Consider the following 22,682-nt stretch of genomic DNA (forward strand, 5'->3'; position numbering starts at 1 on the left):
GCCTTTTTCATTTGTCGTGCGACGGCTGGCGCGCAAGTCTGGCGGAGGTTGAGGAGGAACCGTCATGTCCACGAACAAGTCTGCTCTCATCATCAGCGCGCATGCAGCCGATTTCGTCTGGCGTTGCGGCGGCGCGATCGCGCTCCATGCCCAGCTGGGCTACAACGTCACCGTCGTCTGCCTCTCCTTCGGCGAGCGCGGCGAGAGCGCCAAGCTCTGGAAGCAGGAGGGCATGACGCTCGACAGGGTCAAGGACGCCCGCCGCGCCGAGGCCGAACGCGCCGCGCAAGCGCTTGGCGTCCACGACCTCGTCAGCATGGATCTTGGTGACTACCCGCTGGAGCTAACGCGCGAGAACAAGAACCAGCTCGTCGACGTCATCCGCAAGGTGCAGCCGCGCTTCATGCTGAGCCATTCCCAGTACGACCCCTACAACACCGACCACATGTACGCGACGCAGGTGACCCTCGAGTGCCGCATGATCGCCCAGGCCTGGGGCCACAATCCCGGTGAGAAGGTTCTGGGTGCGCCTCAGCTCTACCTCTTCGAACCGCATCAGACGGAACAGATGGGCTGGAAGCCGGATACCTTTCTCGACATCACCCCGGTCTGGGAAAAGAAGCGCGCCGCCATCGAATGCATGGAGGGCCAGGAGCATCTGTGGGAATATTACACCCGCGTGGCGATCAACCGCGCCAACCATTTCAAGCGCAACTCGGGCGGGCAGTCGGGCGGCCGCGACTGCAAATATGCCGAAGGCTTCCAGTCGATCTTCCCGCGCACCGTCGACGAGCTGTAAGGGAGCATATCGTGGAACAGTGTCACGACATCGCCCATCTCGGTCACGTGGAAATGTACACGGACCGCTATGACGAAAGCCTCGACTTCTTCACCCGCGTCTATGGCCTGAAGCTCACGGCCGAGGATGAGAACTCCGCCTACTTGCGGGCCTGGGACGACTACGAGTTCCATTCGCTCAAGCTGACGCGCCATCACCAGACGGGCCTCGGCCACATCGGCTACCGTGTCGCGTCGCCGGAGGCGCTGGAGCGCCGCGTCAAGGCGATCGAAGCCTCTGGTTACACGGTCCACGGCTGGAGCGACGGCGACCTCGGCCATGGCCGCGCCTTCCGCTTCGAGGATCCGTTCGGCCATCTGTTCGAGATCTACTGGGAGACCAACTGGTATACGCCTCAGGTGGAGTCCGATCGTGCCGCGCTGAAGAACACGGCCTCCGCCTTCACGGGCGCTGCCCCGCGCCGGCTCGACCACCTGAACCTCTTGTCGAGCGACGTCACAGAGTTTCGCCGCTTCATGGAAACCTGCCTCGGATCGAGGGTGACGGAGATGATCCAGCTCGACAACGGCCGCATCGGCGGCTGCTGGTTCACCGTCAACAACAAGACCTATGATCTTGCCTGCACCGAAGAGCACGGCGGCGGCGAAGGACGCCTCCACCACGTCACCTATGCCACCGACCAGCGCGAGGACATCCTGCGGGCCGCCGACATCTTCCTGCAAAACGGCGTCCACATCGAGACCGGACCGCACAAGCACGCCATCCAGGGCACCTTCTTCCTCTACGTCTGGGAGCCGGCCGGCAACCGGGTTGAACTCGCCAACGCCGGCGCCCGGCTCATCCTGGCGCCTGACTGGCAGCCGGTCGTCTGGACGGAGACCGACCGCAAGAAGGGGCAGGCCTGGGGCCTGAAGACCATCGAGACATTCCATACCCACGGCACGCCGCCCGTGAACAGGGAGCACTGACATGGCTGTCGTGGTACAAAACATCGAGCGGGCCGATCCGCAGGTCATCGATCGCCTCGCGGCAGCCGGCGTCGCGACCGTTCATGAGGCGCAAGGCCGCCGCGGATGCCTTGCCTCCTACATGCGGCCCATCTACTCGGGCGCCCAGATCGCCGGCTCCGCGGTGACCATCTCGGCCCCACCCGGCGACAACTGGATGATCCATGTGGCGATCGAGCAGCTGCGCGAGGGAGACATCCTCGTGCTCGCACCGACCTCGCCCTGCGACAACGGCTATTTCGGCGATCTACTCGCGACCTCCGCCCGGGCGCGCGGCTGCCGTGGATTGGTCATCGAGGCAGGCGTGCGCGATATCCGGGATCTGACCGCCATGGGATTTCCTGTCTGGTCGAAGGCGATATCCGCCCAGGGCACCGTCAAGGAGACGCCGGGGTCGGTCAACATCCCGATCGTCTGCGCCGGGGCGGCCATCGAGGCGGGAGACGTGATCGTCGCCGATGACGACGGGGTCGTCGTCGTCAAGCGCGCCGAGGCCGAGACGGTGGCGAACGCGGCCGAAGCGCGGGTGGCCGCGGAAGAGGCCAAGCGCAAGCGTCTGGCCGCGGGAGAACTCGGCCTCGACATCTATTCCATGCGCGAAAGGCTGGCCGAGAAGGGGCTGAAATATGTCTGATCCCTATGCCGACGGCATTCCCTGCCTGTGGATGCGCGGCGGCACCTCCAAGGCTGCCGTCTTTTTGGCGTCCGACCTTCCGGCAGATCCGAAGGACCGCGACGCGCTGCTGCTTGGCACCATGGGATCTCCCGACAGCCGCCAGATCGACGGCATCGGCGGCGCCGACCCGCTGACCTCGAAGGTGGCGATCCTGTCGCAGTCAACGCGGGCCGATGCCGATGTCGACTACCTCTTCCTGCAGGTCTTTGTCGATCAGCCGGTGGTGACCGACGCGCAGGGCTGCGGCAACATCCTGGCGGCCGTCGGTCCGGCGGCCATCGAACGGGGGCTGGTACCGGCCGAGGACGGGGTGACGCCGGTCCGTATCCACATGGTCAACACCGGCGAGGTGTCGGTCGCGCAGATCGCGACCCCCGGCGGCAAGGTCAGCTACCACGGCGATGCGCGCATCGACGGCGTTCCCGGCAACCACGCCGCCGTGCCGCTCCTGTTCCAGAATACCGAAGGCTCGATGTGCGGCGCCCTCCTGCCCTCCGGAAACGCCCGCGACGTGGTCGAGGGCATCGACTGCACGCTGATCGACAACGGCATGCCGATCGTCATCCTGCGCGCATCTGATTTCGGCCTGCGCGGCACCGAAAGCCGGGAAGATCTTGACGCCAGCGGCGACCTCAAGGCCCGCCTGGAAACAATCCGCCTCGCCGTTGGGCCGCTGATGAACCTTGGGGACGTCACGGAAAAATCGGTGCCCAAGATGACGCTCGTTGCCCCGCCGCAGCAAGGCGGCACGATCAGCACGCGCAGCTTCATTCCGCACCGCTGCCATGCCTCCATCGGCGTCTTCGCCGCCGTCAGCGTCGCCACGGCCTGCACCATCCCGAATTCCATCGCGGCGGAGCTGGCGCAACTGCCGGAGGACGGGCGCTTTATGATCGAGCATCCGTCCGGCGCTGCCGAGGTACTGGTGCATCGCAACGCCGAGGGAGAGATCGAAGGCATCGGCACGTTGCGGACGGCCCGCAAGCTGTTCGAGGGACGCGTCTTTCCCGCGCCAGCACCCTGAGCAACATCCGCAAAGCGGATTTCCACAGGAACGGCCTCCAACCCACAACACAGGCCATTCATCCAACAAGGGTCAGAAGAAGAGCGACGTTCTCGTCGATCGCCCTGCCCGCATCGAGGTGCAGCCAATCGATATCTTTCGGCCGGCGATCCAGTTGCTGGGCGAGAACTTCGGTGTTGGCATCGGAGGCGCCTCCGGAACGGCTGGAGACACGCTCCCAGAGCAGCAGCGGCTCGGCCTCCAGCCATGCGCCGAGAAAGGGAACACCCGCTTCGGCTGCCGTCCGCTCGACCTTCAGCCGATCGTCATGCCGCTCGAAGACGGCATCGACCACGGCACATCCACCTTGTCCGAGGATCACTGCCGCGCGCCAGGCCATCTCGGCATAGACCTTCTGCGAGACCTCCGGCCGATAGGCTGCGGGCGGCAGCCGGGTTTCGGCCGGCACATCGTGCAGCGCCTTACGGATGCGGTCGCTCTCGATGATCCGGGCACCCGGCGCGGCGCCGAGAACGGGGGCAAGCGCATCCGCGAGGCTGGACTTGCCGGACCCGCTCAGGCCGCCGATGGCCACAAGCCGCGTTGGTGCCTTCTCCAGCAGGGCAAGAGCCAGCTTATAATACGACCGGGCTTCGGCAGAGAGCGCAGACGCCGCCTCGCCTTCCGCCTCGGAGGCCTGGGTTGCTGTCACATGGGCGCGCACGGCCGCCCGCGTCGCCATGAAGAACGGCAAAAGGCAGAAACCATCCTCATCCTGCGCCTCGTCGAGGTAGCGGTTCATCACCCAGTTGGCGCGCATTCGGTCGCCGCGGTGCCAGAGGTCCATCAGCAGGAAGGCAAGATCGTAGAGAACATCGGTGGACGCGATCTGCAGGTTGAACTCGATGCAGTCGAAGAGCCGGGGCTGTCCCTGCATGAGACAGATGTTGCGCAGATGGAGATCGCCGTGGCAGCGCCGGATGCGACCGGCATCCGAGCGACGGTCCAGCACCTCCGCGTGCTCACCGAGACGGCTGCGGAAAACTGCCGAGATCCGGGAAACCTCCTCGGCCGTGAAGATCTGGCTCGTGCGGAAGCCGGCCTCATTGATGGCCAGCACATTGGCGATGTTGTCCGATCCCGTGCCCGAGGAGATCACCGGCGCTGACCGATGAAACACCGCGATGGAACGGGCCGTCGCCGTCAAGAGCGGAAGCGTCAGCCGGCCGTCCGTCGCCATGCGGTCGAACAGTGCCTCCTGTTCGAAGCGCACCATCTCCACCACGACCTCGACGAGGTCCCCCGCCCCGTCAAGCGCCAGACGGCCGTCGCTGTCGCGGGTGATCCGGCGTATGCCGAGATAGAGATCGGGAGCGGTCAGGCTGTTGAGCGACACCTCATCCTGGCAGGCTTCGAGGCGACGCTCGATGGACGAGAAGTCGACATAGGGAAGCCTGACCGCCCGCTTCATCTTGTAGGCGCGTCCTCCTGCGAGGAAGACCTCGGAGATATGCGTGCGAATGACCTCGACAGCTTCGCCGAGGCCATAGGTTTCGGGAGCGAAAAGGAAGGCGATGACGGCACTCTGATCTTCGATAATCATGGCGGACCGTCCTTTCCGAGGTCTGAACCAGAAGCGCAGAATCCGCTACCGTGCCAGAAGGACCGGTAGCTGTGCCTCTTCCATGATGGACGTCGTCACGCCGCCAAAAATGCGCTGGCGCATTCGGGAATGCCCGTAGGCGCCCATCACCAGGAGGTCGGCGTCCAGATCCAGCGCGTGCTGTTGCAGCACCGTCTTGACTGGCCGACCGGCGCTGGGAAGCTGGTCCACGACCACCTTCACCCCATGCCGTGCCAGATAGGCCGCAACGTCGGCGCCCGGCTCCTCGCCGGTGCGTCCGGAAAAACCATCTGGATCGACGAGAGTGACGTTCACCTGTTCGGCGCCGATCAGCATTTCGAGCGATTCGCGGGCGGCACGCGCAGCCTCCAGCTTCGAATTCCACGCCAGGAGGACCCGTTTTGGACGGAAACTCATCTTTCCACTGGCCGGGACGAGGACAAGCGGCCGATGCGCCTGGAAAACGGCGGCATCCAGCACCGAACGCGCAAGCTCGGCGGACCGGATGACGCCCTGCCCGATCACCACGACATCGCAATAGAGCGCCCTCTGGAAGAGGATTTCCTCAAGGAACGCACGTTCCGAATAGGCCAGATCGACGTCGCAGGAGATGCCCTCGGCCCGGCAGCGTTCGAGTACCTCTTCGCGAACCGCTCGAAGCGCCTTCAGGTCATTGTCGCGCTGCTCGATCCAGCCGATGCCGACGGGATAGTCGCCGATCGTGGGAGCGGTCGCTATCCCTGCGATAACGACCGTCAGATGCGCCCCGATTTCCGATGCTGCCTGCAACGCAGGAGAAAGATCGCCTTTTGCGCCATCGCTGCCGACAACCGCCAGAACCGTCTTGAATGTCATGATACTGTTCCTTTCTTTTTGTGTCTCTAAGACTAGGCAGCCGGCAGCCCGGCGCCATGATCTTGGTCAAACTGGATGCCAAGCGCTGCACCGCGCAGCACCGCCGTTGGCGAACGGGCCAGGAACAGCGGGAGCCTGGCGACGCCGGAGCCAGTGCGACCGGCCTCGAAGCCCTGGCGCAGGGCGTGCGGCGAGAGCACGTCGAGCCCGTAGCTCCCCTCGTCGGAGACAAGATAGGCACCGCCTTCTGCGCCGTTGAGTAGAGCAAGATCGCCAATCCGCCGGCCAAGCCAGTGAGAAAAGATCTGCGATGCTTCCACTGCAACGGCATCCTGCTTTGCTAGTCCGGTGGCCAGGCTGTCGTGCAGATTGCCGTCCGCCACTCTTCCCTCGCGGCTCAGCAGGTGGACGTAGAGCCGTTGGAGGGCCTGGCTCGACAGCAGGTTGGCGGCCGACATCGGACCGTCGGCCCCGGCATGCTTCAGAAGCTCGATCTCGTCGGCATCACAGCCTCCAAGGGACATCTCGCCGGCGGCGCCAGCAAGCGCCATCCAGCCGTCCTCGACGGGAATGATGGTAGCTGCTTCAAGGAAATGGCCAAAGCTCATGACGATCTTTGGCCTGTCTATGAAGGGTGCCTCGCCGGCGATCTGCTCGATCTCGTGCGGCTCCAGCAATGGCAGGGCGAGCGCCATGGCCGATATGTCCCGGATCAGGGTCACATGCCGCATCGACATTGCCGTCTCCAGGTGCCGGCGCGTGAAGTGCCAGCCGCTGCCTACGACGGAAGCGCGATCGTGAGCGACGGTGCCCGCGACGGCAAGGCTCAGCACATCGGGATGCGCCGGCAGCGAGCGCAGATAGGAGGCCAGTGCCTGTTCGATCGACGTGAAGTCGCCGCACCGGAAATTGACGAAGTGATCGAGGCGCAGTTTATCGATGTCGATGACGGCAAACCGGACATGTGTCGGTCCGACCTCTCCGGCAATCGCCGTCCGTCTCCTGGGTATCATGGTGCATCTCCTTGTCCTCACCCGGTCCAAGGTGTGACAGGGAGAGCCCCGTCACCTTGACAAGGATCAAGGTTGCGGACGCGCCCTGCAATTAGCCTCACGTCATCGCAAGCAACCGCATCCGGCGAACCGCTTGCCTATGGAGGTCAGCAATGAGTGATGCATCTTCTCCCGTCGTCTGGTTCGAAGACCTCAGACGCGTCGACGTCGCCAAGGTGGGTGGCAAGAATTCCTCTCTCGGAGAAATGATCCAGACGCTTGGCAAACAGGGCGTGGACGTTCCGGCCGGCTTTGCCACCACTGCGGACGCCTATTGGAACTATGTGGACGAGAACGGCATCCGCGCAGCAATGACCGAGCTGATCGGCGAATGGACCAAGGGCAAGGCCAGCCTTCCGGAAACCGGCGCGGCTGTCCGGAAGCTCTTCCTCCACGGCGAGTGGCCGAAGGCAACCGCAGACGCGATCCTCACGGCCTATCAAGAGCTGTCGAAGCGCGCCGGTCGCGACAATGCCAGCGTCGCGGTGCGCTCCAACGCCACGGCCGAGGACCTGCCGGACGCAAGCTTTGCCGGCCAGCAGGAAACCTATCTCAACATCGCCGGCGAAACATCGCTGCTCGACGCCTGCCGGCGCTGCTACGCCTCGCTGTTTACCGACCGCGCCATCTCCTACCGCCAGACAAAGGGCTTCGACCGCATGAAGGTGGCGCTTTCGATCGGCGTGCAGCAGATGGTGCGCTCCGACATCGGCGGATCGGGCGTGATGTTCTCGATCGACACGGAGACCGGCTTCGACAAGGTCGTGCTCATCGATGCCGCCTGGGGATTGGGTGAAAACGTCGTGCAGGGCACCGTCGATCCGGATGAATACCAGGTCTTCAAGCCGCTTCTCGGCGACCCTTCGCTTAGCCCGATCATCGCCCGCAAGCGCGGCGCCAAGGCGATCAAGATGATCTACGGTACGCAGGAGCAGCCGACGCGCAACGTGCCGACCTCCAGGGCGGAGCGCGCGGCGCTGGTGTTGCGCGACGACGAGATCCTGAAGCTCGCCCGCTGGGCCGTGACCATCGAGCACCATTATGGCTGCCCTATGGACATGGAGTGGGCGCGCGACGGCGAGACCGGGCAGCTCTTCATCGTGCAGGCGCGGCCGGAGACGGTGCAATCGAACCGCGAGGCCGCCGTCTTCAAGTCCTATCGGATCCAGAGCAAGGGCAAGACGCTCGTCAGCGGCCTGGCGATCGGCGATGCGATCATCTCCGGCACCGTCTGCCTGATCGATTCCGCCAAGGACATCGACCAGTTCGTTGACGGCTCGATCCTCGTCACCTCGACCACCGATCCGGACTGGGTGCCGATCATGAAACGGGCAGCCGCCATCGTCACCGACCATGGCGGGCGCACCTCGCATGCCGCCATCGTCAGCCGTGAACTCGGCCTGCCGGCGATCGTCGGCACCGGCAATGCGACGCATCTCCTGCATACGGGACAGGAGATCACCGTCTCCTGCGCCGAGGGCGACGAGGGTCAGGTCTATGAGGGCTTCGCGGACTACGCCGTCGAGACGCTGAACATGGACGACGTGCCGGAAACGAAGACGAAGGTCATGCTGAACATCGGCAACCCAGGTGCCGCCTTCCGCTGGTGGAAGTTGCCGGCAGATGGTGTCGGCCTTGCCCGCATGGAGTTCGTCATCAGCAATGCCATCCGCATCCATCCGATGGCGCTCGTCCATTTCGACCGGCTGAAGGACGAGGCGGCCAAGCAGGAGATTGCCGCCATCACCGCCGGCTATGACGACAAGCCGGCCTATTTCGTCGACCAGCTCGCCGAAGGGCTCTCGCGCATCGCCGCGACGCTCTATCCGAAGCCGGTGATCGTGCGCATGAGCGACTTCAAGACGAACGAATATGCGGGACTGATCGGCGGCGCCGAATTCGAGCCGGACGAGGAAAACCCGATGATCGGTTTTCGCGGCGCGTCGCGCTATTATTCCCCGCGCTACCGCGAGGGCTTTGCGCTCGAATGCCGGGCCATCCGCAAGTTGCGCAATGAACTCGGCTTCCGCAACGTGATCATTATGATACCCTTCTGCCGGTCCGTCGCGGAGGCGAAGAAGGTGCTGCAGGTCATGGAGGAGAACGGTCTGCGCCGCGGCGTTGACGGATTGCAGGTCTATGTGATGTGCGAGATCCCCTCGAACGTCATCCTCGCCAAGCAGTTCGCCGAGCACTTCGACGGCTTCTCGATCGGCTCGAACGATCTGACCCAGCTGACGCTCGGAGTTGACCGCGATTCCGGCGAGCTCGCTGAACTTTTCGACGAGCAGGACGATGCGGTGAAGTGGATGATCCACAACGTCATCACCGAGGCGGGCAAGGCTGGCGCGAAGATCGGCATCTGCGGCCAGGCCCCGAGCGACCACCCGGAATTCGCGAAGTTCCTGGTGGATTGCGGCATCGACAGCATCTCCGTCAGCCCGGACAGCTTTGTCGCCGTGAAGCAGAAGGTGGCCGAGGCGGAGGGGAAACGAACGGCTGCTGCCAGCCTCAGGGTATCTGCCGGTGGATAAACTCAGGACACCGGCTTGATGGACCCACTGTCGCACAGCCGCCTCAACATCGCTTTGCTGGCTGTGGCGCTGGCCGGTCTGGTCTCCGGCCTGGGGCTGATGGCGGCAGAAAGCGAACTCGCTGACGTCGTCTGGGCGGCGGGTGTCCTGCCGGTGCTCGCCGCCCTGCTGGTCGAGATCGTCCGGAGCATCGCAAAGGGCGAGGTCGGCCTCGACATCGTGGCGGCCCTGTCGATGTCGGCGGCGCTCTTCTTCGGCGAAACGCTTGCCGCAGCCGTTGTCGCCGTAATGTATGCCGGCGGGACCTTCCTCGAAAGCTATGCGGAAGGCCGTGCCCGGCGCGAGATGAGCGATCTTCTGTCGCGCGTGCCGCGGACGGCGACACGGCACGGCGCGGGATCGCTCGAGGAGGTGCCGCTCGCAGACATCCTGCCGGGCGATCTGCTGCTGATCCGCCAGGGGGACGTGGCACCCGTGGACGGTACGGTCGAGAGCGACCGGGCCCTGCTCGACCAGTCCGCCTTGACGGGGGAGCCCATGCCGGTGCGGCGTGATCGGGGCATGGAGGTGATGAGCGGCTCTACCAATGCCGGCGAGGCCTTCGATCTGCGGGCAACCCACCGCGCTGCCGACAGCACCTATGCCGGAATCGTCCGCCTGGTGGAGGCGGCACAGAAGTCCAAGGCGCCGATGTCGCGGATGGCGGATCGCTATTCGCTCTGGTTTCTCGGCCTGACGGTATTCCTGGCGACCGCGGCCTGGTGGTTAACCGGCGATCCCATCCGCGCCGTTGCGGTGCTGGTGGTGGCGACGCCCTGTCCGCTGATCCTCGCCGTTCCGGTGGCACTGGTGGCCGGGCTGTCGCGTGCGGCCCATTTTGGCGTGCTGATCAAGGGCGCCAAACCGCTGGAATCGTTGGCGCAGATCAAGACGCTGATCCTCGACAAGACCGGCACACTGACCGACGGGAGGCCGCAGATCGTCTCCGTCGAGACGTTCGGCGAAATGTCGGCTGACGAGATCGTCGCCCTTGCCGCCGCCCTGGAGCAGGCATCGAAACACCCGATGGCGCAGGCGATCGTCGCTGCGGCCCAGGCGAAGGGCATGGCGCTTGCCCTGCCCGCCCATGTGCTCGAGACGCCCGGCGAAGGGCTCACGGGCACGGTCGGCAGCAGGGAAGTCGTCGTCGGCGGGCCAGGCTTCGTGAGAGCGCAGATCGGCACGAGCCTGAAAGCAGGGTGCAGGACGCGGGTTCGGTGATCGTGGCCGTTGCGGTCGACGGGAAGCTCCAGGGTCGCCTGGTGATGTCGGACGCGCTCCGCGAAGGCACTGGCGACCTGTTGGCGGGGCTGCGACGGCTGGGCATCGCCCGCATCCTGCTGGCGACCGGCGACCGGCGGGCCGTCGCCGAGGCAATAACGCAGGGGCTCGGCCTCGATGGCGTGCGCGCCGACCTGATTCCGGACCAGAAGGTCCTTCTGGTGATCGCCGAGCGCAAGAACGGTCCGGTGATGATGGTCGGCGACGGGGTCAACGACGCGCCCGCCCTGGCTGCCGCCGATGTCGGCGTCGCCATGGGCGCGCGCGGGGCAGCGGCCTCTGCCGAAGCGGCGGATGTGGTTCTCCTGGTCGACCATCTGGATCGCCTGCTGCCGGGGATCGAGGTGGCGCAACGGGCCCGACAGATCGCGCTGCAGAGCGTCGCGGCGGGGATCGGACTGTCGGTTGCCGGCATGATCGCTGCGGCGCTCGGTTATCTCAACCCTGTGCAGGGGGCGCTGCTTCAGGAGGTCATCGACGTGGCGGTCATCGTTAATGCGTTGCGCGCCCTGCGCATCAAGCCCCGGCTCGAAGGCGTGTAACTCCCCGTCAGGCGAAGAACTCTCCCCAACTCTGGTAGAGCATGTATCCGGAGACGACGAGGACAAGGGCCGCGAACAGGCGGTTGAGGATGCTCCTGTAGCCGCTGAGGCGCACGGCGAGCAGCATGCCCAGAATTCCGCCGATAACGCCGCCGCCGATGAACTGCGCCGCCAGCACCCAGTCGACGAGGCCGGAGCTTGCATAGTTCAGAGCGGTCGCAAGCCCGAAGGTGCCGACGGAGAGAAGCGAGGTGCCGACGGCGTTGATCATCGGCATGCCGGTCGCCAGCATCAGGCCCGGCACGATCAGGAAACCGCCGCCAATGCCGAAGAAACCGGAGGCGGCACCGGCCGCCAGCGCCACGGCACCGGTCGCCAGGCACATCTTCAGATCGACCGGCCGGCATTCAACCTCGACGAGCTTCTTCGGTCGCAGCATCAGGAGGCCGACGACGGCCATCAGGATGGCGAAGAAGAAGACCAGCCGATCGCCGTCCATGGCCTTGCCGAGGCTCGAGCCGCCGAGCGCCCCGATGGCGCCGAGGACGGAGAATGCCGCCGCGCATCGCCACCAGACGTGCCCCTTGGCGGCGTGGCTGGCAAAATTGGCAAAGGCATTCACCGAGACGGCAAGCGCGCCCGTGCCGATCGCCACATGCGGCTGGCTGACGCCGACGACATAGAGCAGCAAAGGCGTGGCGATGATCGAGCCACCGCCGCCGAGGAGGCCGAGCAGGAAGCCGACCGCGCCGCCCGACGCCACCGCCGACAGGATGGAATAGGTCACGTCCGTCTGCTCCACACCCGGTCATGGAAGGTCATGCCGACCAGCATGGCGACGACGAAGACGACCGTCTCCGGCAGGCCGATCATCAGGGCGGCAATCGCCGGGCCCGGGCAGAAGCCACCGATCCCCCAGCCGAGGCCGAAGAGAGCCGAGCCCACCACCAGCGGTGCGTCGATGCGGTTGTTGGTCGGCACATGAAAGCTGTCGTCGAAGGCCGGATGCTTCATCCGTTTCATGGTCCGGACACCGACGAAGGCGACCGCGACGGCGCCGCCGAGCACGAAGGCAAGGCTCGGATCCCAGGCGCCGAAGATGTCGAGGAAGCCCTGGACGCGCGCGGGGTTCAGCATCCCGGACAGAGACAGGCCAAAGCCGAAGACGATGCCCGACGCCAGTGCCGACACAACTTGAAGAACGGTCCGGTTCATAGGCCAAGCCCCCGCAGGAGAGCGACCGCGACGACACCCGCAGTCAGGAAAGTGGCGACCGCGACCATGGAGCGCTGCGACAGGCGCGCCAGTCCGAGGACGCCGTGGCCGCTGGTGCAGCCGGATCCCATCCGCGAGCCGAAGCCGACCAGCAGTCCGGCCGTAACGATGAGCGGCAGGCCAACCGTCATGCGCACTTCCGGCCAGCCGCCAAAGGCCAGGAGATAGACGAGCACGCCAAGAGGCAGCCCGATCACGAAGGCCAGATTGGTCGCCGTCTGGACGCCCTGGACAAGGCGTCCGACGATGCCGCTGATCCCGGCGATGCGGCCGTTCAGAAGCAGAAGCATGACGGCGGAGGTGCCGATCAGCATGCCGCCGAGCAGAGATGCAAGGTAGGTTCTCATGTTACGTCCTTTGCGCAGAAGATCTCGTAGAGGGCTCCCACCAGTTGCGCGGCCTTCTCCTCCGTCAGCCGGTAAAAGATCTGCTTGCCCTCGCGGCGCGTTTCGACGATGCCGGATCCGCGCAGCACGGTCAGATGCTGCGACAGATGCGGCTGGTGGACGTCGACCTTGTCTTCCAGTTCGCCGACGGAATACTCGCCGTCCACGAGGGTGCAGACGATCATCAGGCGCGCCGGATGAGAGAGGGTCTTCAGAAGGTTCGCGACCTCCCCGGCGCGGCCGGCCATCTCCGTGGGGGACAATCCGGCCTTCATCATCTGCTTCAGATCTCCGTTCATTCCCATGCGGCTCCCTGCAGGGCATCCAGCGGAAACTTGAGGTACCGCTTGCCGTTGGCTTCCGGTTCCGGCAGACGCCCGCCGCGGATGTTGACCTGCAGAGCATGCAGGATCAGCTTCGGCATCGGCAGTGTCTTGTCGCGTTTCGTCCGCAGCGCCACGAAGGCCTCCTCCGTCACGCCGGCGAGATGAGCATTGAATTTCTTCTGGTCGGCCACCGTGCTTTCCCAACGAGGAGCCCGGCCGCCCGGCTGGTAGTCGTGGCCGGTGAAGATGCGTGTCTCGTCGGGCAGGGCGAGGATGTCCTGGATCGAGCGCCACAGCACCCGGGCGTTCCCGCCGGGAAAGTCCGCCCGTGCCGTGCCGCTGTCGGGCATGAACAGGGTGTCGTGGACGAAGGCCGCATCGCCGATCACATAGGTGATGGAGGCCAGCGTATGCCCTGGAGAAAACATCACTTTTGCCTCGATGGAACCGACCTTGAAGGTGTCGCCATGGGCAAAGAGCCGGTCCCACTGCGAGCCGTCCGTGTCAAGCTCCGGCCAGTTGTAGATCCCCTTCCACAGCTTCTGGATATCGACCACGCGCTCGCCGATGGCGGTCTGCGCACCGGTCTTTTCCTTCAAGTAATGGGCTGCGGAGAAGTGGTCGGCATGCGGATGCGTGTCGAGGATCCATTCCACCGTCAGGTCGTGGTCGCGGATGTAGCCCAAGATCTCGTCCGCGCACTTGGGTGCCGTCGCTCCCGCCTTCTCGTCGAAGTCGAGCACGGGATCGATGATGGCGCATTTGCGGGTCTCGGGGTCGGAGACGACGTATTGGACGCTCCAGGTGCGTTTGTCGAAGAAGCCCTTCACCTGAGGCCGCTGCGCGGCGTGCTTCTTCAGCCAGGCTGCGGCGGATGTCGTGTCGAAGCCGCGGCTGCGGCCGAACTCGACGACCTCCTCGGCAGCCATGCGGCCATCCAGAGCCTCGCCGATCAGATAGAGGTTGAGCGAGCGCGTGCCGGTCTTGCAGTGCGCCACCACCGGTCCCTGCGACCCTTCCAGCACGCGCTGGAAGGCGCGGACATCCGCTTCAGTGATGGTCTCGGAGGTCACCGGGATGAAGGCATAGGCCAGACCACACCGTTCGGCCTCCTGCCGTTCCGCCTCGCTGCTCGGCTGCGAAGGATCCTCGTTGTCGGGGCGGTTGTTGAGCAGCGTCATGAACCCCTGGTCGCGGAATAGCTTAATCCCTTTGACGTTGGGCTGCTCGGACACCGATAGCTTCTCTGTAATTGCCGTGAAAGACATGATTGGCTCCTGGTTGATCACCTGATATTAAAATACATAATGTAATATTGTATATTATACAAGTATGAGCCGACGATTCCATCCTGATGTGCCGTCACCTCCTGAAAAAATCACCGCCTCAAGCCCAGCCGGATCTGCTTTTCGATCTCGATGATGGCAAAGAAGACGGCACCAACGGCCACGATCAGCAGGCCGTCCAGCAACGCGACCGGCCTGGTGCCGAGGATCGCCTGCAGCGGCGCCACATAGGTGACGGCGAACTGGGCGACGATGACCGTGATGACGATCCCCCACACGACCTTCGTTCCACGGATGGCCGCCCAGGTCAGCGAGGTGCTGTAGATGTTGCGGATGAAGAAGAGGTGGAAGACCTCCAGCACGACCAGTGTGTTCATCGCCATCGTCTGTGCCAGCGCCAGCGGATAGCCTCGGTCGATCGCGTAGGAGAAGACCCCGAAGACGGCCGCGAGGAACAGCAGGCCGACCAGCGAGACATGCCACACGAGCTCGCCCGACAAGATGGGCGTATTGCGTCGGCGTGGCGGCCGCCTCATGGTACCTGCCTCCGTGGGTTCGAAGGCAAGTGCGACCCCCAGCGTTGTGCTGGTGATGAGGTTGATCCAGAGGATCTGCACTGCGGTCACCGGCAAAGCCAGCCCTACCAGCAGCGCCAGCACCACCACCAGTGCCTCCCCGGCATTGGTGGGCAGCGTCCAGCTGATCACCTTCCTGAGGTTGTCGTACACCGTACGCCCCTCGCGGACAGCCGCGGCAATGGAGGCGAAATTGTCGTCGGCAAGCACGAGATCGGCAGCCTCCTTGGCAGCTTCGGACCCTTTTCGCCCCATCGCAATGCCGGCGTCCGCGCGTTTAAGGGCTGGCGCGTCATTCACACCGTCGCCGGTCATGGCGACGGTCAGGCCATTGGCCTGAAGCGCCGTGACCAGCCGCAGCTTGTGTTCCGGGCTGGTGCGGGCAAAGACATCGACGCCTGCGACCTCAAGCGCCAGCTGTGTCTCGTCGAGCTTGTCGAGATCGGCACCCGTCAGGACGCGGGTCGGGTTCTCCAGACCGATCTGAGCCGCGATTGCGGCAGCAGTCCCGGCATGGTCCCCGGTGATCATCTTGACGCGGATGCCGGCCGCACGGCATTCGGCCACGGCCGCGATCGCCTCCGGGCGTGGCGGGTCGATCAGACCGACAAGGCCGAGAAACCGGAGGCTTCCCTGCAGGGATGCGGGATCGATGGTGTCGCTGCTTTCGCTCCGTTCGGCAAGGGCGAGGACACGCAAACCGCGCGAGGCCATTGCCTCGACCCGATCGTGCCAGTGGCCGAAGTCGATGCCATCGCACATGCGCAGAACGCGCTCAGGTGCCCCCTTCACGAAGGTGGTGCGGCCATCGCCCCCCTCGCTGAGGACCGCCATGAAGCGGTGGCGGGAGTCGAAGGGGATGACGTCCAGCCGGCGCATGTCCGGGCGGCTTCCGGTGAGGATCTTGCCGGCGAAGGCCAGCAGTGCCCCTTCCATCGGATCGCCTTCCACCATCCACTGACCGTCGCGCATGGCAAGTTCCGCGTCGTTGCACAGGCTCGCGGCGAGGGCCAGCCGCGCAAGCTCTCCGCTTGGCGTCACGACGCCCTCCGGGGCATAGCCTTCGCCGGAAATCTCGAACGCACCGTCAGGTGTCTCGGCGGCGGCCACGATCATCTCGTTGCGTGTAAGGGTCCCCGTCTTGTCGGTGCAGATCACGGAAACGGAGCCGATGGCCTCGATCGCCGGCAGACGCCGGACGATCGCATGGCGTTGCGCCATCGCCTGCACGCCGATTGCAAGCGTGATGGTCATGACGGCGGGTAGACCCTCGGGTATGGCCGCGACGGCCACGCCGATGACGACCATGAACAATTCCGCGAAATCCCGATGTCCGACGAAGTAGCCGTAGAGCAGAAGCAGAGCGGAGATGAGCAGGATCAGGAAAGACAGCCAGCGTGCGAAATAATCCATCTGCGCGACCAGCGGTGTCGTCAGTTGCTCGACCCCCTCCAGAAGTCCGCCGATGCGACCGACTTCGGTCGAGGCTCCGGTGGCAACCACCAGCCCTTTCGCCGTCCCTTGCGTGACAAGCGTGCCGGACCACAGCATCGAGCTGCGGTCACCAAGGGCGGCATCCTCCGCGACCGGATTGGTCGCCTTCTCGACGGGGACGGATTCTCCCGTCAGCATCGCTTCCTGCGCGGCCAGACCCTGTGCCTCGATCAGCCTCAGGTCGGCGGGCACCTTGTCACCGGCCTCCAGCAGCACGATGTCGCCCGGCACAAGCTCGGTGCCGCTGACAGTCACCCGCGCGCCGTCGCGCAGGACGGCGGCATGCGGAGCCAGCATGTCCCTGATCGCCGCCATCGCCGCTTCTGCCTTGCCCTCCTGCAGGAAACCGATCACCGCATTGGCCAGCACCACGGCCAGGATCACCCCCGTGTCCACCCAATGCTGCAGCAACGCCGTCACTAGGGCCGCCCCCAGGAGGACATAGATCAGGACGTTGTGGAACTGGGTCAGAAACCGGCGAACAGGTCCGCGCCGACGCGCTTCCGGCAGCTGATTGTGTCCGTGCACCTCCAGCCGTCGTGCCGCCTCCGCCGCGGTGAGCCCACCCACACTCGTCTCCAGAGTGTCGAGGCAAGTATTGAATGCCTGACTATGGGGATCTTTCAACTTCATGCCTCTGCCCTCCCGTATCGCCGTAGCCCGCCACCGCTGGGTGCCTGCCCGACTGCATCGCCGGCAGCACCTATGGTGTCGGAGATGACATCCAGATGCAGGGACCGAGCGGCGGCTGCATTGATGCAGATCGTATCCGGCGATGGATCTCGACCAACGCAGCTTCAGGTTCCGCGGGGCCTTCGATTGCCTCCGCGAACCCAAGTGTATCGGGCAGCTCGCCCTGCGGATTGATCCTCGTCAAGGATCTGCGGTGCGAAGAAGCGCATGAGGATGCACTCCAACGTGCCACAGCAGGAGGGCAGATTGACCCGATACTGGAAGATGGGCGCCATCCTCGCCACCCTGGCCATCGCCGGCTATTTCGGCTGGCAGTACTGGTCCACACGCGTGGGCGCACAGGCAATGGCCGGGATCGCCAGCGGCAACGGCCGCATCGAAGCCGCCGAGATCGACGTCGCCGCGCGGACAGCTGGGCGACTGTCGGATGTCCTCGTGCGCGAGGGTGACTTCGTCGAGAGGGGCACGGTGGTCGCCCGCATGGACATCGAACAGCTCAGCGCCCAGAAGCGGGAAGCCGAAGCCCAGCTTGCGCGCGCCAGCGTCAGCATCAACACTGCCCAAAGCGTCGTGACCCAGAGGCTGGCTGAAAAGGAGGCTGCAGCGGCCGTCGTCGCCCAGAACGACATCGCGCTGCAATCGGCGCAGAAGCGCCTCGGGCGCAGCGAACAGCTTTCCCGCAGCGGAACAGTGTCCGAACAGGCGCTCGACGATGACCGCAGCCGGGTCGAGACCGCCAAGGCCTCGCTGTCTGCTGCCAAGGCTCAGCTCGCCGCCACGGACGCGGCGATTGGTGCCGCCCGCTCCCAGGTGATCGATGCGGAAGCTTCGGTGGATGCGGCGCAGGCGACGATCGAGCGCTTCGAGGCGGATCTGCGCGATGCCGAGCTCAAGGCGCCCCGCAGCGGCCGGATCCAGTACCTGGTGGCGCGTCCCGGCGAAGTGGTCGCGGCCGGCGGACGCGTTCTGAACATGCTCGATGTCGGCGACGTCTACATGACCTTCTTCCTGCCGACGGCGGATGCCGGCCGCATCGCCATTGGCAGCGATGCCCGCATCATCCTCGACGCCGCTCCGCAATACGTCATCCCCGCACGAATTTCCTTTGTGTCGGATGTCGCACAGTTCACGCCGAAGACGGTGGAGACTGAGGAGGAGCGCCAGAAGCTGATGTTCCGCCTGCGGGCGCAGGTGCCGGAGGAACTGCTGCAGAAATATGTGGCGCAGGTGAAGACGGGGCTTCCCGGCGAGGCCTACGTCAAGCTCGACTCGGCTGCCGAATGGCCGGCCCTTCTTGCCAATCCCATCACGCCATAGACGGGGAGCGACTGCCATGCGCGACCCCGCGGAGCCCGCCTATGCCGCACGGCTGAAAGAGCTGAGCCACACCTATGGCAAGCGGGTCGCGCTGAACGATGTCACGCTGGACATTCCCGCCGGCCGGATGATCGGCTTCATCGGACCGGATGGGGTCGGGAAATCGACGCTGCTATCCCTGATCGCCGGCGCACGCGTCATCCAGAGGGGCGATGTGGAAGTGCTGGGCGGCGACATGCGCAGCGGCAGCCACCGCAGCCGCGTCTGCCCGGCCATTGCCTATATGCCGCAGGGGCTTGGCAAGAACCTCTACCCGACGCTCTCCGTTTTCGAGAACGCCGACTTCTTCGGCAGCCTCTTCGGACAGGGACGCGAGGAACGACAGCGGCGCATTCACGCGCTCCTGAAGCTCACCGGGCTTTCCGGCTTCGAGGATCGGCCGGCCGGCAAGCTTTCGGGCGGCATGAAGCAGAAGCTCGGCCTCTGCTGCGCCCTCCTCCACGATCCGGACCTCCTGATCCTCGACGAGCCGACGACCGGCGTCGACCCTCTGTCACGGCGGCAGTTCTGGCGCCTCATCGACGGCATCCGCCGCGAACGGCCCAACATCAGCGTCGTCGTCGCCACCGCCTATATGGAGGAAGCCGCCCGTTTCGACTGGCTGGTCGCGATGGACCAGGGCCAGATCCTCGCCACGGGCACCCCTTCGGAACTGCTGGCAAAGACCGGGGCCTCGACACTCGACGAAGCCTTCATCGCCCTGATGCCGGTCCAGGACCACGAGAAGCACCGTCCCCCACCAACACCCGATCTCTCCTCCGAGAGCTCCGACTTCGCCATCGAGGCGGAGCGCCTTACCATGCGCTTCGGCGACTTCACGGCCGTCGACAATGCCAGCTTCCGGATCCACCGGGGCGAGATCTTCGGTTTTCTCGGCTCGAACGGCTGCGGCAAGACCACGACGATGAAGATGCTGACCGGCCTTTTGCCGGCCAGCAGCGGCACCGCCCGGCTGTTCGGCAAACCGGTCGATCCGCGCGACATGGAGATCCGCAGACGGGTCGGCTACATGAGCCAGGCCTTCTCGCTCTACACCGAGCTGACGGTCCGGCAGAACCTCGAGCTGCACGCCCGCCTCTTCCGGCTCGCGCCGAGCACGATACCGACGCGGATCCTGGAGCTTGCCCGGCGCTTCCAGTTGCTCGACGTGATGGAGGCGCTGCCGGATGCGCTGCCGCTTGGGATCCGCCAGCGCCTGTCACTGGCGGTGGCGCTCGTCCATTCACCCGAGATCCTCATCCTCGACGAACCCACCTCCGGCGTGGACCCGATCGCCAGAGACCAGCTCTGGGAGATGCTGATCGCGCTTTCCCGCCAGGAAAAAGTGACGATCTTCATCTCCACCCATTTCATGAACGAGGCGGAGCGCTGCGACCGCATCTCGCTGATGCACGCCGGCCATGTGCTGGTGACCGACACGCCGGCCGCCATCCGCGACAGCCGCCATGCTGCAACGCTTGAAGACGCCTTCATCGCCTATCTGGAGGACGAGGTCGGCGCGCAGGTGGAAGACGGCTCCGAGGTCGCGCTGGAAGAACCCGCAGAGCCGCCGAGGCCTGCTGCCATGCGGCGTCGCCGCCTTTTCGACCCGCGCCGCGTCTGGAGCTTTAGCCGCCGGGAGACGCTGGAACTGCGGCGAGATCCGATCCGGGCAACGCTGGCTCTGGTCGGCAGCGTCATCCTGATGTTCGTCATTGGCTACGGCATTAACATGGATGTCGAGGCGCTGACGTTTGCGGTTCTCGACCGCGACAATACGTCGACGAGCCGTGACTATGTCGCCGACATTTCCGGGTCCCGGTATTTCATCGAGCAGCCGCCGATCCAGGACTACGCCGATCTCGACCGACGCATGCGCGAAGGATCTCTTTCGTTGGCGGTCGAGATCCCGCCAGGCTTTGCCGAACGCATCGCACGCGGCAGCAATGTCGAGGTGGGAGCGTGGATCGACGGGGCGATGCCGCAGAGGGCGGAGACGATCCGCGGCTATGTGCAGGGGATGCATGCCAGCTGGACGGCCCGTCAGGCCCGCGCCCTTTACGGCGACGCCGCAGCGGCTTCCTTCGCCATCGAAACACGCTTTCGCTACAACCCGGGGATCGAAAGCCTCATCGCGATGGTGCCGGCGGTCATCCCGCTGCTCCTGCTGCTGATCCCGGCCATTCTCGCGGCCCTGTCGGTGGTGCGGGAGAAGGAACTGGGCTCGATCATCAACTTCTACGTGACGCCGGTCACCAGGCTCGAATTCCTGCTCGGCAAACAGCTACCCTATCTGGCACTTGGGGTGGCGAACGCGGTGCTGCTCTGGCTGTTTGCCGTCTTCGTCTTCCAGGTACCCTTCACCGGCAGCCTGCCGACGTTTGCGCTGGCAGCGGTGCTCTATGTCGCCTTCTCCACGGCCTTCGGCCTGCTCGTCTCGAGTTTCCTGTCCAGCCAGATCGCGGCCATCTTCGGGACGACGATGATGACGATCATTCCCGCCACGCAGTTTTCGGGGATGATGGATCCCGTGTCGTCGCTGCAGGGATTCGGCGCCTGGATCGGCGCGATCTATCCGACCACCTATTTCAACATCGTCGCCCGGGGCACCTTCTCCAAGGCGCTGGCGTTCGGCGATGTCTGGGATGCCCTGCTGCCTCTCCTGGTCGCCGGACCGCTGCTGATCACGACCGCCGCCCTTCTCCTCAAGAAACAGGCGCGCTGACCATGCGGCTCGGGACCATCTTCCACCTCGGCGTGAAGGAATTTCGTGGCCTGATGCGCGAGCCAGCGCTCCTTGCCTTCATCCTCTACGCCTTCACCATAGCCGTCTACACGGAAGCAAAGGCCGTTCCGGAGACATTGAACAATGCCCCCATCGCCATCGTCGACGAGGACAACTCCCCGCTGTCACGGCGGATTGCCGACGCTTTCCTTGCGCCCTTTTTCAAGCCGCCGGTGATGATCTCGACGGCGGAAATGGACGCGCGCATGGATGCCGGTACGGATACCTTCGCCCTCGACATCCCGCCGAACTTCCAGAGCGACCTGATCGCCGGAAAGGCGCCGGTCATCCAGCTCAACGTCGACGCCACCCGCATGACCCAGGCCTTTTCGGGCTCCGGCTACATCCAGAACATCGTCACCTCCGAAGTCGCTGGATTCGGCGCAATGGATGCGGCTGGTGCCGGCGCGGCTGTGGGCCTGACGCTCCGCGCGCGATTCAATCCCGAGCTGAACCAGATGTGGTTCGCGTCGGTGATGAACGTCATCAACAACGTCACCATGCTGTCGATCATCCTGACCGGCACCGCCCTCATCCGCGAGCGCGAACACGGGACGGTGGAGCACCTGTTGGTGATGCCGCTGACACCCTTCGAAATCATGGCGGCAAAGGTCTGGTCGATGGGGCTTGTGGTGCTTGTCGCGACTTTCCTGTCGCTGATCGTCGTGGTGCAGGGATTGCTGCAGGTGCCGATCGAAAGGCTCGCTCCTCCTGTTCATGGCGGGCGCCACGCTTCATCTGCTGGCCACCACCGCCATGGGCATCGCGCTGGCCACCCTTGCCGGCTCGATGCCGCAGTTCGGCCTGCTCCTGATGCTCGTCCTCCTGCCGCTGCAGATCCTTTCGGGCGCAACCACGCCGCGCGAAAGCATGCCGGAGATGATCCAGACGATCATGCTGGCGGCGCCGAACACGCATTTCATCCTGATGGCACAGGCGATCCTCTACCGCGGCGCCGGGTTGTCCGTGGTATGGCCGCAGTTCGTATGGCTGGCGGCAATCGCCCTGATATTCTTCGTCTTCTCGCTGCGCAGCTTCCGCAGATCACTGGTCTAGGCGGTGACACTGTCCGTGCCCCGTTGCCGGTTCCACGA

16 protein-coding genes and 2 pseudogenes are annotated in these 22,682 nt (G+C 64.9%); 9 read left to right on the forward strand and 9 right to left on the reverse strand.

Features of this window, described 5'->3' with window-relative positions:
- Window positions 1-64 precede the first annotated feature (64 nt).
- Genes M1E10_RS23145 through M1E10_RS23160 form a run of 4 tightly spaced genes read left to right on the forward strand, consistent with a single transcriptional unit; the run spans window position 65 to window position 3,506 of the window.
- The gene (locus M1E10_RS23145) at window positions 65-799 is read left to right on the forward strand and encodes a PIG-L deacetylase family protein (protein ID WP_499175131.1); all 735 of its coding nucleotides are present in this window, start codon (window positions 65-67) and stop codon (window positions 797-799) included.
- Window positions 800-810: 11 nt separating this feature from the next.
- On the forward strand, window positions 811-1,767 hold the full coding sequence (locus M1E10_RS23150) for a VOC family protein (protein WP_499175132.1): 957 nt from the start codon (window positions 811-813) through the stop codon (window positions 1,765-1,767).
- Between the two features lies 1 nt (window position 1,768).
- Complete coding sequence (locus M1E10_RS23155) at window positions 1,769-2,440, forward strand: 4-hydroxy-4-methyl-2-oxoglutarate aldolase/4-carboxy-4-hydroxy-2-oxoadipate aldolase (RefSeq protein WP_499175133.1); 672 nt, start codon at window positions 1,769-1,771, stop codon at window positions 2,438-2,440.
- A complete protein-coding gene (locus M1E10_RS23160; protein WP_499175134.1) occupies window positions 2,433-3,506 on the forward strand; it encodes a 2-methylaconitate cis-trans isomerase PrpF family protein in 1,074 nt (357 codons plus the stop codon). Before M1E10_RS23155 ends, M1E10_RS23160 begins: the two co-directional genes overlap by 8 nt.
- A 58-nt stretch (window positions 3,507-3,564) precedes the next feature.
- On the opposite strand, the gene M1E10_RS23165 is transcribed toward M1E10_RS23160, so the two are convergent.
- The 3 genes from M1E10_RS23165 to M1E10_RS23175 are packed head-to-tail and all read right to left on the reverse strand — an operon-like array spanning window position 3,565 to window position 6,977.
- A complete protein-coding gene (locus tag M1E10_RS23165; RefSeq protein ID WP_499175135.1) occupies window positions 3,565-5,088 on the reverse strand; it encodes a bifunctional aminoglycoside phosphotransferase/ATP-binding protein in 1,524 nt (507 codons plus the stop codon).
- Between the two features lie 45 nt (window positions 5,089-5,133).
- Window positions 5,134-5,964 carry a universal stress protein gene (locus M1E10_RS23170; RefSeq protein WP_499175136.1) on the reverse strand — a complete coding sequence of 277 codons (831 nt, stop codon included), beginning with the start codon at window positions 5,962-5,964 and terminating at the stop codon, window positions 5,134-5,136.
- Between the two features lie 32 nt (window positions 5,965-5,996).
- Complete coding sequence (locus tag M1E10_RS23175; protein WP_499175137.1) at window positions 5,997-6,977, reverse strand: glucokinase; 981 nt, start codon at window positions 6,975-6,977, stop codon at window positions 5,997-5,999.
- A 152-nt stretch (window positions 6,978-7,129) separates the two neighbouring features.
- On the opposite strand from M1E10_RS23175, the gene ppsA reads away from it, so the two are divergent.
- Complete coding sequence (gene ppsA, locus M1E10_RS23180) at window positions 7,130-9,550, forward strand: phosphoenolpyruvate synthase (RefSeq protein WP_499175138.1); 2,421 nt, start codon at window positions 7,130-7,132, stop codon at window positions 9,548-9,550.
- 288 nt (window positions 9,551-9,838) lie between these two features.
- Window positions 9,839-11,253: pseudogene (locus M1E10_RS23185) on the forward strand (heavy metal translocating P-type ATPase); the annotation flags it as partial.
- Window positions 11,254-11,419: 166 nt separating this feature from the next.
- On the opposite strand, the gene M1E10_RS23190 reads toward M1E10_RS23185, so the two are convergent.
- The 6 genes from M1E10_RS23190 to M1E10_RS23215 all read right to left on the reverse strand — a co-directional run bounded on the left by M1E10_RS23190 (window position 11,420) and on the right by M1E10_RS23215 (window position 17,387).
- Window positions 11,420-12,199 (reverse strand): sulfite exporter TauE/SafE family protein, encoded by a 780-nt coding sequence (locus tag M1E10_RS23190; protein WP_499175139.1) that lies wholly within the window; start codon window positions 12,197-12,199, stop codon window positions 11,420-11,422.
- Window positions 12,196-12,627, reverse strand: coding sequence for a DUF6691 family protein (locus tag M1E10_RS23195; RefSeq protein ID WP_499175140.1), 432 nt, complete (start codon window positions 12,625-12,627; stop codon window positions 12,196-12,198). Before M1E10_RS23195 ends, M1E10_RS23190 begins: the two co-directional genes overlap by 4 nt.
- Complete coding sequence (locus M1E10_RS23200) at window positions 12,624-13,034, reverse strand: YeeE/YedE family protein (protein ID WP_499175141.1); 411 nt, start codon at window positions 13,032-13,034, stop codon at window positions 12,624-12,626. The genes M1E10_RS23195 and M1E10_RS23200 overlap by 4 nt, the downstream gene beginning before the upstream one ends.
- Entirely contained in the window at window positions 13,031-13,378 is a 348-nt protein-coding gene (bigR, locus tag M1E10_RS23205) for a sulfite-sensing transcriptional repressor BigR (protein WP_499175142.1), read from the reverse strand. Before bigR ends, M1E10_RS23200 begins: the two co-directional genes overlap by 4 nt.
- Window positions 13,369-14,667, reverse strand: coding sequence for a bifunctional sulfur transferase/dioxygenase Blh (gene blh / locus M1E10_RS23210; protein WP_499175143.1), 1,299 nt, complete (start codon window positions 14,665-14,667; stop codon window positions 13,369-13,371). The genes bigR and blh overlap by 10 nt, the downstream gene beginning before the upstream one ends.
- Before the next feature lie 110 nt (window positions 14,668-14,777).
- A complete protein-coding gene (locus M1E10_RS23215; protein WP_499175144.1) occupies window positions 14,778-17,387 on the reverse strand; it encodes an HAD family hydrolase in 2,610 nt (869 codons plus the stop codon).
- A 324-nt stretch (window positions 17,388-17,711) separates the two neighbouring features.
- Between M1E10_RS23215 and M1E10_RS23220 the strand changes: the two genes are divergently transcribed.
- From M1E10_RS23220 to M1E10_RS23230, 3 genes and pseudogenes are all read left to right on the forward strand, one after another.
- Entirely contained in the window at window positions 17,712-18,764 is a 1,053-nt protein-coding gene (locus M1E10_RS23220) for an HlyD family secretion protein (protein WP_499177285.1), read from the forward strand.
- Between the two features lie 16 nt (window positions 18,765-18,780).
- A complete protein-coding gene (gene rbbA, locus M1E10_RS23225; RefSeq protein ID WP_499175145.1) occupies window positions 18,781-21,528 on the forward strand; it encodes an ABC transporter ATP-binding protein/permease in 2,748 nt (915 codons plus the stop codon).
- Between the two features lie 2 nt (window positions 21,529-21,530).
- A pseudogene (locus M1E10_RS23230) lies at window positions 21,531-22,644 on the forward strand (ABC transporter permease).
- Window positions 22,645-22,682: the final 38 nt, after the last annotated feature.

This window comes from Rhizobium sp. PK7-22 (assembly GCF_056530405.1).

What these genes read in the sequence shown, in the direction of transcription:
- M1E10_RS23145 (WP_499175131.1), top strand. Translation starts at nt 65, where the DNA reads ATGTCCACGAACAAGTCTGCTCTCATCATCAGCGCGCATGCAGCCGAT.
- M1E10_RS23155 (WP_499175133.1), top strand. Translation starts at nt 1,769, where the DNA reads ATGGCTGTCGTGGTACAAAACATCGAGCGGGCCGATCCGCAGGTCATC.
- M1E10_RS23160 (WP_499175134.1), top strand. Translation starts at nt 2,433, where the DNA reads ATGTCTGATCCCTATGCCGACGGCATTCCCTGCCTGTGGATGCGCGGC.
- M1E10_RS23165 (WP_499175135.1), bottom strand. Translation starts at nt 5,088, where the DNA reads ATGATTATCGAAGATCAGAGTGCCGTCATCGCCTTCCTTTTCGCTCCC.
- M1E10_RS23170 (WP_499175136.1), bottom strand. Translation starts at nt 5,964, where the DNA reads ATGACATTCAAGACGGTTCTGGCGGTTGTCGGCAGCGATGGCGCAAAA.
- M1E10_RS23175 (WP_499175137.1), bottom strand. Translation starts at nt 6,977, where the DNA reads ATGATACCCAGGAGACGGACGGCGATTGCCGGAGAGGTCGGACCGACA.
- ppsA (WP_499175138.1), top strand. Translation starts at nt 7,130, where the DNA reads ATGAGTGATGCATCTTCTCCCGTCGTCTGGTTCGAAGACCTCAGACGC.
- M1E10_RS23195 (WP_499175140.1), bottom strand. Translation starts at nt 12,627, where the DNA reads ATGAACCGGACCGTTCTTCAAGTTGTGTCGGCACTGGCGTCGGGCATC.
- M1E10_RS23200 (WP_499175141.1), bottom strand. Translation starts at nt 13,034, where the DNA reads ATGAGAACCTACCTTGCATCTCTGCTCGGCGGCATGCTGATCGGCACC.
- bigR (WP_499175142.1), bottom strand. Translation starts at nt 13,378, where the DNA reads ATGGGAATGAACGGAGATCTGAAGCAGATGATGAAGGCCGGATTGTCC.
- blh (WP_499175143.1), bottom strand. Translation starts at nt 14,667, where the DNA reads ATGTCTTTCACGGCAATTACAGAGAAGCTATCGGTGTCCGAGCAGCCC.
- M1E10_RS23215 (WP_499175144.1), bottom strand. Translation starts at nt 17,387, where the DNA reads ATGAAGTTGAAAGATCCCCATAGTCAGGCATTCAATACTTGCCTCGAC.
- M1E10_RS23220 (WP_499177285.1), top strand. Translation starts at nt 17,712, where the DNA reads ATGGGCGCCATCCTCGCCACCCTGGCCATCGCCGGCTATTTCGGCTGG.
- rbbA (WP_499175145.1), top strand. Translation starts at nt 18,781, where the DNA reads ATGCGCGACCCCGCGGAGCCCGCCTATGCCGCACGGCTGAAAGAGCTG.